Annotated in this window: 12 protein-coding genes, 1 pseudogene and 1 riboswitch; of the genes and pseudogenes, 2 read left to right on the plus strand and 11 right to left on the minus strand. The window is 54.2% G+C overall.

The window, feature by feature from the left end:
- Positions 1–56: 56 nt before the first annotated feature.
- The 6 genes and pseudogenes from QN215_RS05640 to QN215_RS05665 all read right to left on the minus strand — a co-directional run.
- The gene (locus tag QN215_RS05640; RefSeq protein WP_369343378.1) at positions 57–764 is read right to left on the minus strand and encodes a DUF3000 family protein; all 708 of its coding nucleotides are present in this window, start codon (positions 762–764) and stop codon (positions 57–59) included.
- 125 nt (positions 765–889) lie between these two features.
- The gene (gene pflA, locus QN215_RS05645; RefSeq protein WP_369345082.1) at positions 890–1,732 is read right to left on the minus strand and encodes a pyruvate formate-lyase-activating protein; all 843 of its coding nucleotides are present in this window, start codon (positions 1,730–1,732) and stop codon (positions 890–892) included.
- A gap of 222 nt (positions 1,733–1,954) precedes the next feature.
- Positions 1,955–4,327, minus strand: coding sequence for a formate C-acetyltransferase (pflB, locus tag QN215_RS05650; RefSeq protein WP_369343379.1), 2,373 nt, complete (start codon positions 4,325–4,327; stop codon positions 1,955–1,957).
- Positions 4,328–4,580: 253 nt separating this feature from the next.
- Positions 4,581–4,784, minus strand: coding sequence for a hypothetical protein (locus QN215_RS05655; RefSeq protein WP_369343380.1), 204 nt, complete (start codon positions 4,782–4,784; stop codon positions 4,581–4,583).
- A gap of 106 nt (positions 4,785–4,890) precedes the next feature.
- A complete protein-coding gene (locus QN215_RS05660) occupies positions 4,891–6,588 on the minus strand; it encodes an NAD+ synthase (RefSeq protein ID WP_369343381.1) in 1,698 nt (565 codons plus the stop codon).
- Positions 6,589–6,780: 192 nt separating this feature from the next.
- Positions 6,781–8,484, minus strand: a pseudogene (locus tag QN215_RS05665) (oleate hydratase); the annotation flags it as partial.
- Positions 8,485–8,782: 298 nt separating this feature from the next.
- Here QN215_RS05665 and QN215_RS05670 point away from each other — a divergent pair.
- Together QN215_RS05670 and QN215_RS05675 are read left to right on the plus strand one after the other, a co-directional pair.
- Positions 8,783–9,322 (plus strand): peptidylprolyl isomerase, encoded by a 540-nt coding sequence (locus QN215_RS05670; protein ID WP_369343382.1) that lies wholly within the window; start codon positions 8,783–8,785, stop codon positions 9,320–9,322.
- 157 nt (positions 9,323–9,479) lie between these two features.
- Positions 9,480–10,526, plus strand: a complete 1,047-nt coding sequence (locus tag QN215_RS05675; protein WP_369343383.1) for a Gfo/Idh/MocA family protein — start codon at positions 9,480–9,482, stop codon at positions 10,524–10,526.
- A 51-nt stretch (positions 10,527–10,577) separates the two neighbouring features.
- Here QN215_RS05675 and QN215_RS05680 read toward each other — a convergent pair whose 3' ends face one another.
- From QN215_RS05680 to aspS, 5 genes are all read right to left on the minus strand, one after another.
- Entirely contained in the window at positions 10,578–11,315 is a 738-nt protein-coding gene (locus QN215_RS05680; protein ID WP_369343384.1) for an ECF transporter S component, read from the minus strand.
- A 197-nt stretch (positions 11,316–11,512) separates the two neighbouring features.
- Positions 11,513–11,617: riboswitch (TPP riboswitch) on the minus strand.
- Positions 11,618–11,619: 2 nt separating this feature from the next.
- Complete coding sequence (locus tag QN215_RS05685) at positions 11,620–13,014, minus strand: replication-associated recombination protein A (RefSeq protein WP_369343385.1); 1,395 nt, start codon at positions 13,012–13,014, stop codon at positions 11,620–11,622.
- 10 nt (positions 13,015–13,024) lie between these two features.
- On the minus strand, positions 13,025–15,595 hold the full coding sequence (locus QN215_RS05690) for a DEAD/DEAH box helicase (protein WP_404978518.1): 2,571 nt from the start codon (positions 15,593–15,595) through the stop codon (positions 13,025–13,027).
- A gap of 170 nt (positions 15,596–15,765) precedes the next feature.
- Positions 15,766–16,737 carry a PPK2 family polyphosphate kinase gene (locus QN215_RS05695; protein ID WP_369343386.1) on the minus strand — a complete coding sequence of 324 codons (972 nt, stop codon included), beginning with the start codon at positions 16,735–16,737 and terminating at the stop codon, positions 15,766–15,768.
- A 216-nt stretch (positions 16,738–16,953) separates the two neighbouring features.
- On the minus strand, positions 16,954–18,753 hold the full coding sequence (gene aspS / locus QN215_RS05700) for an aspartate--tRNA ligase (protein WP_369345084.1): 1,800 nt from the start codon (positions 18,751–18,753) through the stop codon (positions 16,954–16,956).
- Between the last annotated feature and the right edge of the window lie 11 nt (positions 18,754–18,764).

An 18,764-nucleotide genomic window follows, 5' to 3' on the forward strand; every position in this document is an offset into this window, starting at 1 on the left:
CTCGGTCATCCGCGCAGCCGTCGCTGAAACAGCGTTGAGCATCGATATGCGCAAGCTCACCGACTCGAATCTGCATCGCTCTCGCACTGATCCATCAGATCCAAACCAAAATCGAGCATGAGCTGCGACCAGAGATACACATAGTCTGCGGCAGTCTGTCCGTCCTGTTCACCGAAATGCGGTGTCCATGAAGCACGAATCTCGTAACTGTCCTGTATTTTCGACTCGTCCATGCCGAAGCTATGGTTCTCGGTCGAGGATATCGTTCCAGAGATCTGCCGGGCATCCGCATTGCGCAGTCGTTGCTGAACGGTGGTGAGGAGTGCCTGAGTTTCGGAATCGTCGAAGTTGGTTTCAAATTTCGGTTCACGCATATAGGCAACGCACTGCCATTGGGAATGCGTGTTGACGTCCGGTGAGTGAGCAAAGAGCACAATGATCCATCCATAGAAGGATGCTTCGGTCTGCGTCTTTTGACACTGCTTGTCCAACATGACCGGATACTGGATCTCTATGCCGATGCCATAGTCAGCAATCGATGATGGGGTCGGCATCTCAGCATACGTCATTCCGGGAATTTTGGGCATGGTTCGGATGGATTCGACAGCTTGCCATACAGCAGAAGGAACATTAGCCTTCTCAAACTGTTGCAAGACTGCGGATCGCTTATTGTCACCTTCGCGATTGGCAGTGGCGTCAGAGGAACATTGTCGATGGCTTGAAAATTCCTGACGCTCCTGTGGAAATTGGTAGATCTCAGCCATGCCTCCTAGACTACTCGAATCGGTCAAGGAATTGCGAGTGCTTCGTGCATATTCTTCACGTAACCCAAACCAAAGAAGAGTAAATCTAAATCTTCATTATCGCCCTGCATAAGGGGAGGATGGGTTTAATAGACGGTAAAACCGTGTGACTCGAACTGTTCGCGCACACGTTCCCGCAACTGCTTTGATGGCCCCTTGGCATGCTCCAGAGGATAGGGAATGCGCAGCTCATGCCATTTTGGTCGTCCAAGTTGGTGGAAGCCGAGCACATCAATATGTTCGACCGCGTCACCGAACTGTTCGCAGATGCGTGCGACGCCTTCCACATTTTCGACGGAGTCCGTCAATTCTGGCACGAGAACGAAACGTACCCATATCTTGCTGCCCAGACGTGACAGACGCTTGCCAAAGTCAATGGTGGGTTGCAGCACTCCCCCAGTCACTTTTTTGTATGTTTCCTCATTTCCCGACTTCACATCCAGCAGGCACAGATCGATGTCTCGTATCATGTCGTCCGTGTAGTTGCGGTTCAGGAATCCTGAAGTATCCAGGCATGTGTGCACGCCCATCTCTTGTGCCGCTCTGAACACGCGTGAAACGAAGGCCGGCTGCATCATCGATTCGCCTCCAGAGAAGGTGATGCCTCCGCCTGTTGCTTGGAAGAGATCCTTGTAGCGCTCGACTTTGTCGATCATGGCCTGGAGATACACGGGCTGACCGTCGCGCATCTTCCACGTATCAGGATTCTGGCAATACTGGCATCTGAGCGGGCATCCGCTCATGAACACCGTCATGCGTGTCCCCGGCCCGTCGACGGAGGTGTTGATATCCCAGGAATGCACGAAACCAATGTCTCCTGAGCGCAGGGCATTGAGTCGATCTCGTCTATCGAGTCCAATCGGTGACGCAAAGCCGGAGAGCCCTCCCATAAGTGTCTGGCTTTGATAGGTCTTCGATTCCTTGAGCATATGTGGACTGGTTACATGGAATCCACCAGGTATGTGCCCTTCCTGCTGCCGTTGCGCACCAGGAGTCGCAATCCCGGTGTCGTTCGTTTGTGGCTGCGCCACTCGAGTCGCCGTTGCCTGAGACATCATTGTCCTCCTTGAATAGCGAAGGGGCGGGACTCATTGCCCCGCCCCAAACTATCATCTAGCGAATGATTGCGCCGTGAGCTTGTTGGAAAGCCTTCAGTCGGTTACCGAACCCTGATGGAAGGTTCGAGAAATGACATCGAGCTGCTGCTCCTTCGTGAGTTTCACGAAGTTCACCGCATATCCGGAAACGCGAACGGTGAGATGCGGGTACTTCTCTGGGTGCTCGACTGCATCTTCAAGCTGCTCCTTGCGTAGCACGTTGATGTTGGCATGGTAGAGACCATGCCCATTGCCCGCATCGAGAATGCCGACAAGATTGCCGATCCGCTCCTGTTCGTCACGGCCAAGGCCATCGGGTGTGATGGTGTTGGTCAGAGAGATGCCATCGAGAGCATCGTCATAGTTGATCTTGCCAACCGAGAACATCGATGGGAGCATGCCGTGCGAATCCATGCCGTTCTCTGGATTCGCCCCTGGAGCGTATGGCTCGCCCTTCTTGTGTCCCGATGGGAAGGAACCGGTGTTCTTGCCATATTCGACATTGGAGGTAATCGTGAGAATGGACTGGGTCGGTACCGCTCCACGGTATACGGGCAGACGCTTGACCTGGCCCATAACGGTCGAAACGACCCACTTCGCGAGATCATCGGCACGGTCATCGTCATTGCCGTAGACAGGGAACTCTCCTTCAGTCCTGTAGCCGACGACCAGATCGTCCGCTGCGCCGTCCACATGCTCGTAGCTGGAGTCTTCGCTGTTGTAGATTGGATAGACCTTCGCATACTTGATTGCAGAGAGTGAATCTGCTGCGATGGAAAGACCCGACATGCCGCATCCCAAGGTTCGGTAGACTTCCTTGTCGTGCAGCGCCATTTCGATGGACTCATACGCATACTTGTCGTGCATGTAATGAATGATGTTCAACGCTTCGACATAGGTTTCGCTCAGCCATTCAAGTGCCTTCTCATAGTTGGCCTTGACCTGCTCGAAGTCGAGTGTTCCATCGGCTTGCGGCTTGATGGGTTCGATGACGCCTTCATCGATGACCTGCATGCCGGTCATCTCGTCCTTGCCGCCGTTGATGGCATAGAGCAAAGCCTTGGCGCTGTTGACGCGGGCTGCGAAGAACTGCATCTGCTTGCCAACGCGCATTGGCGAGACGCAGCAGGCGATTGCAGCGTCATCACCCCAGTGAGCACGAATCTCCTTGTCGGACTCGTACTGGATGGCTGAGGTATCGATGGAGATTCTTGCGCAGAAGCGCTTGTATCCTATTGGCAGCTTAGGATCCCAGAAAATGGTGATGTTCGGCTCTGGTCCCGGTCCAAGATGCTCAAGCGTCAGGGTGTTGAGCAGACGGAAGGATGTCTTGGTGACCATCGAGCGACCGTCGTCGCCAAAGCCGGCATCCGACCAGGTTGCCCAGTATGGGTCGCCAGAGAAGATATTGTCGTAGTCCTTGGTGCGTAGGAATCGAACGATGCGGAGCTTCATCACAATGTTGTCGATGATCTCCTGCGCGTCAGTCTCGTCGATGACCCCGTTCTTCAGATCGCGCTCGAAGTAGATGTCGAAGAATGTGGAAATGCGGCCGATGGACATCGCAGCACCATCCTGACTTTTGACGGATGCAAGATAGCCCATGTAGGTCCACTGCACTGCTTCCTTGGCCGTCTGCGCAGGACGGCTCAAATCCAGACCATATTCGTTGCCAAGCCTGATGAGCTTCTTCAATGCCTTAATCTGCTCGTCATGTTCTTCACGGAAACGAATCCAGTGCTCGATCTCCGGTTCGGTGAAATCATTGCGATACGGTACCGAATCCTTGTCACGCTTCTTGAATGCGAGGAGCGCATTCACGCCGTAGAGCGCAACGCGTCGGTAATCGCCGATGATGCGTCCGCGGCCGTATGCATCAGGCAGACCGGTCAGAATCTTATTGTGACGGGCAACCTTGATGCGGCGAGTATATACGCCAAAAACGCCATCGTTGTGCGTCTTGCGATATCGGGTGAAGATTTTCTTGATTTCAGGATCTGGCGTCTTTCCCGCTTCAAGAATGGCCTGCTCGACCATGCGCCAGCCGCCGTTTGGCATCATCGCACGCTTGCAAGGCTCGTCGGTCTGCAGTCCGACAATCACATTGTCTTGAGTGTCAGCAGCATTCTTGCCATCGATATAACCTGCTGCGAATGCGTCGACATCTGATGGGATGTGGGTTTCAATGTCATAGACGCGCTGCTTGCGCTCTACTGAAAGGATGTTGTCGTCAAGATAGTTCCAGAGGAATTTAGTTTTCTCTGTGGCGGGGGCCAGGAATGACTCGTCGCCATCGTATGGGGTGTAGTTCTTTTGAATGAAATCGCGGACCTCAATGTCCTTCTGCCAGTTTCCTGCTTTGAACGAGTCCCAAGCCTTTGCTTGAAGCTCTTCCTGTGACAAGGCTGTTGATTCAACTGCTGTCATGGTCACTCCTTGGGTGATTGGTTCGGTACACGCATCTTCACGCTGCCGGATGTACATAATCTTAGTCTGTGGTGCTGAACGACCATTACGAGAGTTCTGTGATTTGAGTCACATTTCACTGAGCGCCGAGCCACAAGCGGATAGTTATGCTATGCGACACGCCATGCCTGCACGCTGTGTTCGGTTTTGGATCCGCTCGTCTGAACGCATCTGCAACTATGCGATTGTGCAGGTTTCGATGCGTCATAGTCTTTCAGTGAGAGTCATTGATGCCCCACTCACGATCCTGATCTTCCCACTGCTTGTTTCGTTCGTTGAAGATCTTCCAGGCATTCATCGCTTCCTCTTGTGTCTGGTATGGACCCATTCTGTCGCTCACGGGGGAAATTCTGCCCTGTTCCGCTTCCTGCTTCACGGTATTGAAATACCAGAGTTGGTCCTTGTGTTCGTCAGCCATTGCAAGCCTCCCTTAGTTGCGTGCTGATTGAATAGAATGACATGGTATTGAATGCAACTGAGTTTTCAATAACTGTCGATGATGGTCAATGATGGCGTGCCCTTGCCTATTCCCTGAATGCATTCGTAACAGGTAGACGCCGATCTCGTCCAAAGGCCAAGGCGGTCACTTTCGGACCAAGCGGATACTGCCGCCGTTTCCATTCCGCTCTGTCGACCAGCCGCATAACGGTATCGACGGTATCTTCATCAAAACCGTCTGCCAAGAGGTCTGCCCTACCGTGTGCGAGTTCGATGTAAGCTTCAAGAACCTTATCGAGCAAGGCATATTCAGGCAGAGAATCTGAATCCTTCTGTCCCGGGCGAAGCTCAGCGCTGGGAGCCTTGTCGATGGAGTTGACTGGTATCGGTGCCAATGCACCGTGTGCTTCGGCATCGCGGTTGCGCCAGCGTGCCAAATCCCACACCTTGGTCTTGAGCAGGTCCTTGATTGGAGCGAAACCGCCGACCGCGTCGCCATAGATGGTGGAATACCCGCACGCCAGTTCTGACTTGTTGCCGGGGGCCAGAGCCAGCAGTCCCTTGCTGTTGGAGTAGGCCATCACGATCACTCCGCGAATTCTCGCCTGAATATTCTCTGCGGCTATGCCTTCGAGATGCAGCTGCTGCTGATAGCAGTCGAAAACATGTTCGATTGATTCGGTCTGGTAATGAATGCCCAGATTAGAGGCGAGCTGCGCTGCATCATCGCGTGAGCCTTGTGAAGAGTATGCGCTTGGCATCGAAATGCCCCATACATGCTCACCGCCGCACGCGTCGGATGCCATGGTCGCCACCAGCGCCGAGTCGATTCCTCCGGAAAGACCCAGGCATGCGCCCGTGAAATGATTCTTGCGCATATAGTCGCGCAATCCCAGCACGCAGGCTCGATACATCTCTTCGTCAGTCGCAAGTTCCGGACTCATCGTTGACGAATGCTGCTGAGCTGAAGAGCGCTGTGTTGATGACTGCTCGGTAGACGGGCTCGGCTTGGACGCTTCGTGATGCAAATCCCAGAAGCCGAGATGCTCGACAAACTGCGGGGAACGCTCCAGCAATTCACCATGCTCGTCAATGACGAAGCTGCCTCCGTCAAATACGAGATCGTCCTGCCCACCCACCTGATTGAGGTATATGACTGGGGCGTGCAGCTCCTTGGCTCGCCGAGCGCCTAGCTCGTGACGAGTATGACCCTTGCCTGATTCATAGGGAGAGCCGTTGATGGTGAGTAGCACATCGATGTTTTGTTGTGCCAATTCAGCGACTGGACCGCCGTCCTGCCATATGTCCTCGCATATGGCAAGGCCTATCCGGTAACCCGCAATGTCAAGAACGACGGACTTCTGTCCTGAGGTGAAGATTCGGAACTCGTCGAACACACCGTAATTCGGCAAAAAATGCTTGTCATAGCCAGCCCAGACAATGCCATCGTGCAGCACGACCATGCGATTGCGTGGCAGTCCTCGTTCATTGTCGGTTCCTACAGTCCCGACGACCACATAGGCATCGCCGCAAGCTTCCTGCTTCAACTGCGAGGCGAGCGCGTTCGCCTTGTCCCATGCGGCAGTTCTGAACGTTGCGCGGAAGGCAAGATCTTCAATCGGATAGCCGGTCAATGTCATCTCTGGGAACACAATAACTTGCGCCTCTCGAGCAACGGCTTTTCTGGTGTAGTCGAGCACCTTTTCAGCATTGCCATCCAGGTCGCCGACACATGTGTCTATCTGAGCGAGCGCAAAACGAAGATTTCTGTTCCCAATTGTCATATCAACATCCTATCGCTACCGAGATTACGAGTTTTGCGGCCTTTCCCATGTAGACATGCTCAAATTTGGCTTTCTGACAGTAACTAATTCAACGATTCCAGTAGTTTATACTGTGCAATTGCCGCAAAACTCAATATTGCGGGTCGAAGATGGATCATGTGAGCCTTGTCGGGCTGAATACAATGCCATTGTTCATCTCATCATGGTTCGAGCGGCCTTGAAGAGAACCTTCGGATCTTTTTCATAGTGATGCAAGGGTGTGAGCTGGGACGACGGGATGCCGAGGAACTTGTAGACGGCTACCTGAGCGCAGCGAATCGAATACTGTTCGGTGAATACCATGTCGAAGGGCATTTCGGCGAATTCGCTGACGAAGGCCAGATTGCGGGAATGACGCGGCACCACCAATGGCCGGTCTCCGACCGAACGCTGGTTAAACAGTGCGCTTGCATAGGGCATGTGGGCGGGAACCACATTCACTATCGAATCGAGTATCTGATCGTGATGGTCGGCTATGCCTTCGGTTCGTGAGTCCGCAGCGGCGAGGAAGCCTAGCGTTTCCTCGAGCATTTCACGTCCGGTCATTTCAATGAATGGCTTGCTGACGTATCGTCCCACGGCTCTTGGATAGAGTGCGTAGCCCCATAGCACCCCTTCGTTCTCTTTCTGGGATGTGTAGTGAGGTTGATGGTGCACCACCAGCGAGAGTAGCTCTGGGCTGTCAACGAAGGTGTTCAGGGCATTGCCAGGATGCTGCTGCGTGATCTGCGACATGTCGTTAATCAGCAGATGCGAGTTGGTGGTTACGGTAAAACTGGTCCATTCGCTCTGGTTGCGGTCACCGAAGAACTTGTCTGGATGGCCAAGATCGTAGAAGTGTTCAGCGGCCTGCTTCCATAATGCTGCACTCGGGGCATAGCTCATGTCTTCCACGATGGGGATGTCGAGATCACCCAGCGAAGTGCTGTCCGTTATCGAACCGTTGGTGTCGAAGACAAGATCCTCGGGTTCAATGTCAATCGTTCCTTCTGGAGTCTCGTTGTCTGCCTCGGCTTCGGACGGATTGACGTTTCGGTACTTCAGCGCCGTGACGACAATCTCATCGCGGAGTGTGGTGTCCTTGAACTCAAAGTCCGTAACCATACGGTTGTTGACGAAATGGACGCCTTGATGCTTCAGCCAAGCCCGCAGAGGCATGATGAGACTTTCATACTGGTTATAGGGGGTTCTGGTGACGCCTGCGAGGGTATTGATGCGGCTGAATTCAAGAATCATGCGATTCATATACCTTCTGAGTTCCATTGCGGAACTGTTTCGTTTGAAGGCGAAGGTGGTCTCCCACATATACCAGAAGTTGGTGGTGAACATGTGTGGGCTTGAAGCGAACCACTGTTCGATGCTCACGTCGTTCAGCGAACGCTCCTGCGATTCGGGCATCATCATGAGCTTGGTGAGCAGCAGACGGTCCATCGTGTTGAATTGCATGTGGGAGTAGTCGTTCTTGTCTCCCTTGTTGCGTACGCCATTCAGTGAATCTATCAGACGTCCAACGTCATGCGTCGGATGGGCGTGATCGAAGTCGAGAATCTCCTCGGTAACGGACTTTCCTGGAGCATTGAGCGAGGGTATGCTGCGGAAGATGTCCCACAGGTTCTCATAGGTTTCCTCATTGAGCATTCTTCCGCCACGATTGACATAGCCACGGGCGTTGTTGATGTTCGCCACTACAAACTCGTTCTCGAACTCCTGCACGGTATTGCCATCGTTGGCTCCGTGCTTCTCCAACCCCATGATCGTGATGTCGCTGCCATCCCAATGTCCATCACGGATCAGATACACCGCTGCTGAAAGGTTTCCGATTCCTGCACCTATCATGTATGCCTTGGCCATGCTGCAACCACTCCCCTTGGTGTCAAACCATGAACTCGACTGGTCATCCTTGTCACAGTCATTCCATACGACTCTACTCCGTAAGCCTTCGAGACGGGCATATGCTTCAACCGGTGTTTCGAGCGAGGGGCAAGGGGTGAAGGGGAACGGGGAACGGGCGAACGGTCAGGGTCAATTGGCAACGGACAAACGCAAAGGGTTAGGTGAGCATCGAGAGCATGATGATTCATGGCATGTCGTGGAACTTCACTGAACGCGTATGTCACTGATCGCACGGTCTGGTTCGCGTGAAAGACTATGAATCATGACACACATAATCATGCACACCTCATCTGGTGATATCGCAATCTCACTCTTCGACGACAAGGCTCCCGAGACCGTCAAGAACTTCGTCGCTCTCGCCAACGGCACACGCACCTGGACAGACCCCATCACCGGCGAAGCGAGCAATGAGCCGTTCTACAACGGTCTCACCTTCCATCGCATCATCAAGGACTTCATGATTCAGGGCGGATGCCCGCTGGGGAATGGCACCGGTGGCCCGGGATACACCTTCGACGATGAGATCGATCCCGCTCTGCATTTTGACAAGCCATACCTGCTTGCCATGGCCAACGCAGGGCTTCAGCGTGATCCGGTTTCTGGTGAGGTGCATGGAACCAACGGTTCACAGTTCTTCATCACCACCGTGGCCACACCATGGCTCGATGGCCATCACACGATCTTTGGCGAGGTCAGCGACGACGCTTCCAAGGCTGTCGTTGATGCTCTCGATGGCATTGCCACAGACCCTAGCGATGCACCGCTTGACCCGGTTATGATTGAAAGCATCGAGATTCTCTAAGCATCACGTTTCTCTAGAAGTAGAGGAACTCAGTCGGTGAACTTCTGGAATGATTCTTCAATCAAGCGCTTACTACCGCTTGTTGAACCATTCCAGATACATAGAGCTTTTCAGGGGTGAAGCTGATTCTCAGGTTTGAAACAAAGGAGTGGATTTCATGAGCAGGATGAACGGCAATCGTAAAGCCTTCGAAGATGAGGGAAGGCCGGTATCAATCGCGATTCTTGGTGCCGGCAGCATAGCCAATGCCATGGCAAGGACCATTCAGGCCATGACGGACGACGAGCGCTATCGCAATCTCGTGACGCTGCACGCAGTCGCTGCTCGTGACGAACGTCGTGCAGCAGCGTTTGCCAGTCGCTACAACATCCCTGTGCATTACGGATCGTATGAGGAGCTGGTCGAAGACGATGACGTCGATCTGGTGTACATAGCAACGCCGCATAATTTCCATGCCGAGCAGGCGATACTGTGCATGAACCATGGCAAGAATGTGCTGGTGGAAAAGTCATTCACTGCCAACCGGGAGCAGGCGGATGCGGTTCTTGGCGTTGCGGAATCCACTGGGCTGCTCTGCACCGAGGCCATATGGACGCGCTACATGCCGTCACGTTCGATAATCGACGATCTGCTGCTGTCAAACGTCATCGGGGATGTCACTACAGTCACGGCAAATCTTGGTTATCCGCTCACCGGTGTTCAACGATTGGTCGACCCGGCACTTGCAGGTGGAGCGCTTCTGGACGTTGGCATCTATCCGCTGAATTTCATCGACATGGTGCTGGGACCTCAACATCTGTCGTCGCTGGAAAGCAGCGCCTCCTTCTTCGAAACCGGCGTCGATGCGCAGAGCTCCACGACCTTGCATTACGAGAATGGACACATGGGGGTTTCGACCTGCACCATGCTGGGCATGAGCGACGCACAGGGCATTGTCTGGGGCAGCAAGGGATACATGATATGCAGCAACATCAATAACGTCGATGGCATTGACATCTATGCAGATGGGCACCGCCTCTCCAAGCACGTTGACATTCCCCAGCAGCTTACGGGATATGAATACGAAGTCGCTTCGGCAGCCAACGCGGTTCTCGATGGAGAGACTCAATGCCCTGAAATGACACATGAAGACACACTGCGAATGGTCACGTTGGAAGACAACATCAGAGATATCTGGGGAATGACCTATCCGTTTGAGGACTGACGATTCATTTCCCTGCCGATGTTGCCTTGAGCAATGCGAGTGACAGCTCGGTCAGCTGCGGATGCCGCCACTGATCATGCGCCCGGATGCAAAGTGTGACAACGCCCCTGTTTTGGCGATGGCGATGGCGAGATACCACATGAGAATTCCGGAAATCACCGCGCCCGAAATGCAGTTCGCCACGATGTTCGTTACCACATAGCCTCCGGTTGCCTTCAATCCAGACTGCAAGATGAACAGTGCATACAGCGCACCGCCGAAACCTGTGACCAGACCGGACAATGTGGCAGTCCACGCGTTCCAGACACGGTACATGACGATGGCGAACACCAGTTCGCTGAAGATGCCCTGCACCAGACCCGCCACCAGCGAACCGGAGAATCCCCACTGGTTGCCGAGCGCGAGTTCCAGCAGCCCGCCGATGGTTTCGGCGTAGATTGCCGCGCCGGGCTTTCGCACGATGATGATGGCCAAGGGTCCGGCTATGTACCAGAAACCACTGATCAATCCAGAAAGTCCGGGAACAAGCCCCTCCAGAAAAGCTGTAGGCGCAGTAACGACAAGATCGAACATCCAAAAGACAAGTCCGGATGCGACGGCAATAACCGAGGTGACCGTGATGTCGATGGGACGCCAATGGGCGTTGATGCGTCGCCTTGCAACGGTGTCGCCTTTGGAATCTTGCGATTCAGCATCATGTATTGCTGAAACAGCGTTATCTGTTGCCGAAACAGGGTCGTCTGTTGCCGAAACAGGCCTGTCCGGTGCTGAAACTGAATTGTGTGACATTGAGTTATTTGATATTGAGTGGTGAGTTGCAGCAGCATCCGCAGCCGTTGAACCGGCCGAGATAGTACTGTTCGTCGTATGTTGCATAAGTGCAGACATGTTCTCCTCCGATAATCTCGTCTGCTTTCGTCGGATTGCGCACGAATGACTCATGTGAAGGCGAGCGAGAACAGACATAGGTATCACGAGAAGGATTACCAAGATAGGAATTGACTTCGTTCGACGGTATTAGCCGCTTCACGTTCAACGGTCGGAGATTGTTGCATCTCCCTCTCAGCTTTCCAGCTCCCGTGTCTTGCAGGATTCACGATAGATTCTTGTGTGGACTGCCCGGCTTGTCACCATGGAGAATCTCACGAATGCGTTTGAGACGCGCACCGATATCGTGCTCGTAGCCTCGATCATTGGGATGATAGTATTCATGCCCTCTGAGTTCCTCAGGCATGTATTCCTGCTCGGCAACGGCTCCGGGCGCATCATGGGCATACTGGTAGCCTTCATGGTTGCCCCACGCTTTCATGAGCTTGGTGGGAGCGTTGCGCAAGTAAAGGGGCACTTCACCGATATGACCGGCGTCGACGTCGGCGAGTGCGGCATCCATCGCCTTGTAGCTGGCGTTCGATTTCGGTGCCGTCGCTACGGCCACGACAGCCTCGGCGAGAATGATTCGAGCCTCAGGCATGCCAATCATCGCCACAGCCTGAGCGGCCGCAACCGTGGTCTGCAGAATCTGAGGTGCCGCCATGCCCACCTCTTCGGCTGAAGCGATCATGATGCGCCTGGCGATGAAGCGCGGATCTTCGCCTGCTCGAATCATGCGTGCCAGATAATGCAGTGCCGCATCAACGTCGGAGCCTCGCATGGATTTGATGAAGGCGCTGATGACGTCGTAATGGTCGTCACCTTGCTTGTCATATCGAACGGTTGCGATATCCATGACTGAAGACACCACGTCTGGTCTGATGATTGGCCTTCTGCTGCCTTTGATGCGTTGTTTGTCACCTGTCATCGATCCCGCTGCAGCTTCCAGGATAGTGAGCGCCTTGCGCGCATCTCCCCCAGAGAGACGGACGATCTGATCGACCGCCTCATCATCGATTTTCACCTGATGGTCCAGGCCACGCTTGTCTTCGATTGCACGATGAATCAAGGTTGCAAGATCATCGTCGTCCAACGATTCAAGCTTGACGACGACGGAGCGCGACAACAATGGGGAGATAACCGAAAAGCTCGGATTCTCAGTGGTTGCGGCAATGAAGGTCACGTCGCGGTTCTCAACGCTCGGCAGTAGGGCATCCTGCTGGGATTTCGAAAAACGGTGCACTTCATCGATGAACAGCACCGTTTCCTTCCCTTGCGTCACCAGGCGTTCGCGGGCGCGCTGTATAACCTCGCGCACGTCTTTGACACCCGAAGTCACTGCGGAGAGTTCTTCGAATTCGCGTGCCGACTGCTGCGCTACGATATGGGCGAGTGTCGTCTTGCCCACTCCCGGAGGGCCGAAGAGAATAACCGAACTCGGTGAGGTAACCGAACCTTGTGACGATGGTGTGGCAAGCCGTTGCAATGGTGAGCCTGGCTTCAATGCCTGGGCCTGACCCAGTACCTGCTGCAAGGTGGTAGGCCTCATGCGCACGGCAAGCGGCCTGGTCATGGCATCTTCGGGAACTTCGGCGGCACTGAACAGATCTTGACTCATACGCCCCACTCTAATCCTGATTCAATGCTTCGATTGGGCCAACCGAATAATCCTCGAACACCGCTTCGCCACGATCCTGCGTTTCATCCAAATCGACGTATGCCGCTATCCCCCAGTCATGGTCGCCTTCAGCGTCGTCGAAAATCTGACGGACGAACCATCGGTGCTCGCTGCGTTCGAGATGCTCGTCAAAGGTGATGTATTTCGAGGAACGAGCCTCGCTGTCAACGCCAATCGATTCATGAGCGTCGTAGAGGTCATCGAGCGCGTCTTCCCACCGATGAACCCCGTAACCCCACTCGGAGTCGAGGCTTCCAAGCTTTTCAGCCTCGTCAAAAGCCACGAGCTGGACACGAGTGAACATGGCATTGCGGATCAGCACCTGCAAGCCTTGCCGGTCGGCAACGATCTGAGCCTCTCGCGACGGTGGCGCTACCGTAAGCCCTTCGCCTCTGTTTTCGGTCTCTCCTGCAGATTCCCACTCGTCAACCAGCGAGGAATCGACAGAACGCACCACCACTCTCAGCCATGAGATGATGTCGTGAAGCTGCTCGTCTACCTTTTCTACTGGAACCGTGCGACTCAAAGCTCTATACGCATCGCTCAGGTATCGCAGGAGCGTACCTTCGGAGCGAGAAATCCCGTATCTGGCAATGTAACCCTTGAAATCGGATGCGGTCTCCACCATGTCTCGGACTACGGATTTGGGATTCAGCTCATAGTCGTTGGCCCAGGGAACATCCTTGCAATACTGCTCGTATGCCGATGCCAGCAGCTCTTCCAGAGGCTTCGGATAGGTGATTTCAGCAAGATGATCCATGCGATCGTCATATTCCACACCATCCTCTTTCATGGTCATCATCGCCTGATCCTTGGCCTGCCGCTCTTGTGCGCGCAATACCTGGCGAGGGTTTTCCAGTGTCGCTTCGACCATCGAGATGACGTCCAAAGCGTATGTCGGTGACTGCGGGTCCAGCAGTTCGAGAGAAGCCAGCAGGAAGGGTGAAAGTGGCTGGTCAAGTGCGAAATCCTCTGGCAGATCGACGGTGGTGAAGTAGTCATCGTTGCCATCGTCGTCCTGCTCTATTTCGATCACATCGGAGTCAATCAAAGTTTCGAAGATTGCTTCTGCACGCTCGTGCAGCTGCATTTTCTGCTGTTCGGTCTGCAGCGAATCGTCAATCAGCCGGTCTACGCGCAGGCGTGCATTACCACCCTGCGCCACTTCGTTCAGCACCATCGAATGGGTGATGTTCAGATGCGGCGTCAACTTTTCCGGCTGTGCCTCTATCAGCTTGCTGAACGTGCTCTCGTTCCAGGTGACGAAACCCTCCGGCGGCTTCTTGCGCTTGATTCGCTTGAGTTTCTTCGGGTCGTTCCCGGCCTTGGCGACTGCTTTGGCATTCTCAATCTCATATTCAGGGGCTTCGGCAACGACAAGCCCTTCTGAATCGAAGCCCATGCGTCCTGCACGCCCGGCAATCTGGTGGAATTCTCTTGAACGCAGACGGCGTTGCCGATGGCCGTCATATTTGGTCAGCGCCGTGAACACGACGGTATGAATCGGCACATTGATGCCCACGCCAAGCGTGTCGGTTCCACAGATAACCGGAAGCAGTCCCTGCTGGGCAAGCTGTTCGACAAGTCTGCGATATCGCGGCAGCATGCCGGCATGATGGATGCCGACACCGGTTCGAAGCAAGCGTTGCAGAATCTGACCGAAGGCTGTCGTGAATCGCGTTCCCTTGATCGCTTCCTTGATCTTCTCACGCTGCTGCCTGTCAGATATGCCTGTGCTGGAAAGTGCCTGAGCCGTTTCCAAAGCTGCATCCTGCGAGAAATGCACGATATAGACGGGCGTGTCACCCTTGCCTATAAGGGTTTCCAAGGTTGTTGGCAATGGTGTGTCAAGGTATTCAAAGCTCAGAGGCACCGGGCGTGGAGCATCGTCGATGACATCGACGTCCGTAGCTGTAGCATCTTCGAGGGATGCCGCGAGATCGCTGACATCGCCCAATGTGGCTGACATGAGTAGAAATTGGGTGTGCCGCAAGGTCAGCAACGGCACCTGCCATGCCCAGCCGCGCTCATAATCGCCGTAATAATGGAATTCGTCCATGGCGACACATCCGACATTCGCGTGTGCACCTTCGCGAAGAGCCTGATTCGCAAGGATTTCCGCCGTGCAGCATATGACTGGAGCCTCGGTGTTGATATGCGTGTCACCGGTGATCATGCCGACATTGTCGCGGCCAAGAAGCTTGACAAGATCGAAGAACTTCTCACTCACCAGCGCCTTGATGGGAGCCGTGTAATATGAGCGCCTGCCCGTGCAAAGGGCCGCAAAGTGCATGCCAAGAGCGACCAGAGACTTGCCTGATCCTGTCGGCGTGCTCAAGATTACATGGTTTCCAGACAGCAGGCTCAGGACGGCATCCTCCTGATGTGGCCACGGCGTGATGCCGCGTCCTTGCACCCAGGTGAAGAAACGATCGTAGATGTCATCGGCACCGATGGCTCTGGAATCCTCACCGGCGATGGGTATCAAGTCTCGAAGCGTCTGCTCTTCCTCTGGCAGTATCGACGCTGAACCGTCTCCCGATGAAGACTCCGAAGATCCTAGTGCAGACGATGACACGCTGACAACCTCACTCTCACCATATTCCAGTAAATGCTCACTTCAACCAAGACTATCCGTAGCTCGCTATGTATCGAGAGATGCTGCAGCGACAATGGTTTTCTGCCAGATTGTCAGTCGAGCAATTCTTGCTTGACCTCATCGACATTGAAGTCGGCGGGCGGCCATGCAAGATTCATCTCCTGCATTCTCGCTCGAAGAATCTGGGAAAGCGCCGCCCTTGAATACCAGCGATGGTTGGCTGGCACCACATGCCACGGCGCATAGTCGGTGGATGTTCGTTCCATGACTTCCTGCCAAGCGTGCATATAGTCATCCCAGTGTGACCGAGCCTTCAGATCACTTGGATCAAATTTCCAGTATTTGGTCGGGTCGTCAAGTCGCTTCAGAAATCGCTTCTTCTGAAAATCCTTGGAAATGCTGAGGAATATCTTGATGATAGAACATCCATCGTCAGCCAGACGATGCTCGAAATCGTTGATCTCACCATAGCGCGATTCCCAGATCATACGCGGATAGGTGCCGTAGATGCGTGGCATGACAATATCCTCGTACTGTGACCTGTCGAAAATGGATATCCAGCCATCCTTGGGCAACTCTCTGCGGATGCGCCAGAGAAAATCATGGTTGCGTTCCTCGTCGGTAGGTGCCGCAAAACCGTGATAATGGATTCCCATGGGGCTGGTCTGACGGAACACATGCTCGACCATGCTCCCCTTGCCCGACGTATCCATGCCCTGCAAGATGATGAGAATCCGACGACGTGAACCTTTGACGCCATTCGCGTAGAGCTGTTCCTGAAAACTGCTGATTTCACCGGAACTTAACGAAACGAATTCCTTGGCATCCGCCTTTCGCCCTTCAAAGCCGGGCGTTGACCCACAATCCAATTGTCCAAGATCCAAACCTGCATGAAACTTCAACGCAGCATCGGGATCGACATCCCAGATGGAGCTCAACTGGGATGATTCCTTGCGCACCAGACGCATCTGGTCACCGATATGATGCCGTGTCTGCTCGCGCAGCTGCTGAGCCTGAATTTCGCGCATCTGCCGCGCCGTGAACTTCTTGTCTGCTGAAGACATGACAACCCCCCGATTCATAAGACCATTGCTTGGTGCTCACACGCATGTGAAACGCATCTGCTTGCACTATTCACCAAGCTGCGATATTCACAAACCGTGCTATTCACAAACCGTGTTATACAAACTGTGGCATTCCCTTCGGAATACCACAGTAGTCGCCCAGACGATGAAACGAGGGCACTATCGATGAAGACGCTCAAGAATCACGAACGAATGTCAGTCTTCATCCTCGTCAGGATCGTAGTCCACGCCGCTCTCGGCACGCTGTGCATCGGTGATCGGTGCCGGAGCGCCCGTAAGCGCATCCTGGCCACTGCCAAGCTTCGGGAAGGCGATAACGTCTCTGATGGAGCCGACGCCAGCGAGCAGCTGGGCCGTGCGGTCCCAGCCAAGCGCAATGCCAGCATGAGGCGGTGCACCGAACTTGAACGCATCAAGCAGGAACCCGAACTTTTCCTGTGCTTCCTCGGGGGTGATGCCCAGAACCTTCAAAACACGGTTTTGAATGTCGTCACGATGGATACGGACAGAACCTCCGCCGATTTCCTCGCCGTTGCACACGATGTCATAGCTGTCACTCATGGCATGCTCAGGATCCTTGTCGAAGCTGTCAATCCAGTCAGCGCTTGGCATGGTGAAAGGATGATGCATCGAAGTCCACTTGGAATGGCCAACGGCCACATCGTCATCATCTGGATCATCTGCCTGCTTGAACAGCGGGAAGTCAACAACCCACGTCAACGCGAACTCGTTCGGCTTGAGCAGTCCCTGGCGACGCGCAATCTCGACACGCACCGCTCCGAGGAGCAGCTGCGAGCTTTCACGACGGCCTGCGGCGAAGAAGACCGCATCGCCATTCTCGGCATGAACTGCCTGCTGAAGGCCATTGCGTTCCTCTTCCGACAGATTCTTGGCGACCGGCCCCTTGAGATTGCCGTCCTCCTCGAACTGAACATAGGCGAGACCCTTGGCTCCACGCTGCTTTGCCCATTCCTGCCACGCATCGAACTGACGACGTGGAAGAGATGCGCCACCCTTGTAGACGACAGCGCCAACGTATGGGTTCTGGAACACGCGGAAAGGCGTGTTCTTGAAGTAGTCGGTGAGCTCGACGATCTGATTGCCGAAGCGAAGATCAGGCTTGTCGGAACCATACTTGTTCATCGCATCGGTCCAAGAGATGCGCGGAATGGGGAGCGTAACCTCATACCCTGCGCTCTTCCAGATATTCGCAATGACCTTTTCGGCCATCGCCATGACGTCTTCCTGATCGACATAGCTCATTTCCATGTCGAGCTGGGTGAATTCCGGCTGACGGTCGGCACGGAAGTCCTCGTCACGATAGCAGCGAGCCAGCTGATAGTACTTTTCAAATCCACTCACCATCAGCAGCTGCTTAAGCAGCTGAGGGGACTGCGGCAACGCGTACCATGAACCAGGAATCAGACGGGCAGGAACCAGAAAATCGCGTGCTCCCTCTGGTGTGGACTTGATGAGGGTAGGCGTTTCGATTTCGCAGAAGTCCATCTCGTCAAGCGCCTCGCGTGCAGCCCTGCTCATCTTCGCCCGCATGCGAATGCTGCGCTGCATGGCAGGACGACGCAGATCAAGATAGCGATACTTCAAACGGGTGTCCTCGCCGGGAAGCTTGTTCTCGGATTCGTTCTCCAACGCTGTGGAAACCTGGAAAGGCAGAGCATCGGACTTTGCAAGAATCGTGACATCCTTTGCCACGATTTCAATCTTGCCGGTCGCCAGATGCGTGTTCTCATTGCCATCCGGACGTGCGCGAACCTCGCCTTCGATCTTGACCACGAATTCACTTCGCAAAGGTCGGGCGATTTCCTCGTCGTAGATAACGATCTGAACCAGGCCGGTCTGATCACGCAAATCGATGAAGGCTACGCCGCCATGATCCCTTCTACGATCAACCCATCCTGAGACGGTAACGTTCTTGCCGATCTCAGCCTCGGTCACTTCGGTGGCATAATGCGTTCTGTAAGCCGACTGGCCCATAACTCCTCTAT

The organism is Bifidobacterium sp. WK041_4_12 (assembly GCF_041080795.1).
Taxonomy (GTDB): domain Bacteria; phylum Actinomycetota; class Actinomycetes; order Actinomycetales; family Bifidobacteriaceae; genus Bombiscardovia; species Bombiscardovia aquikefiricola.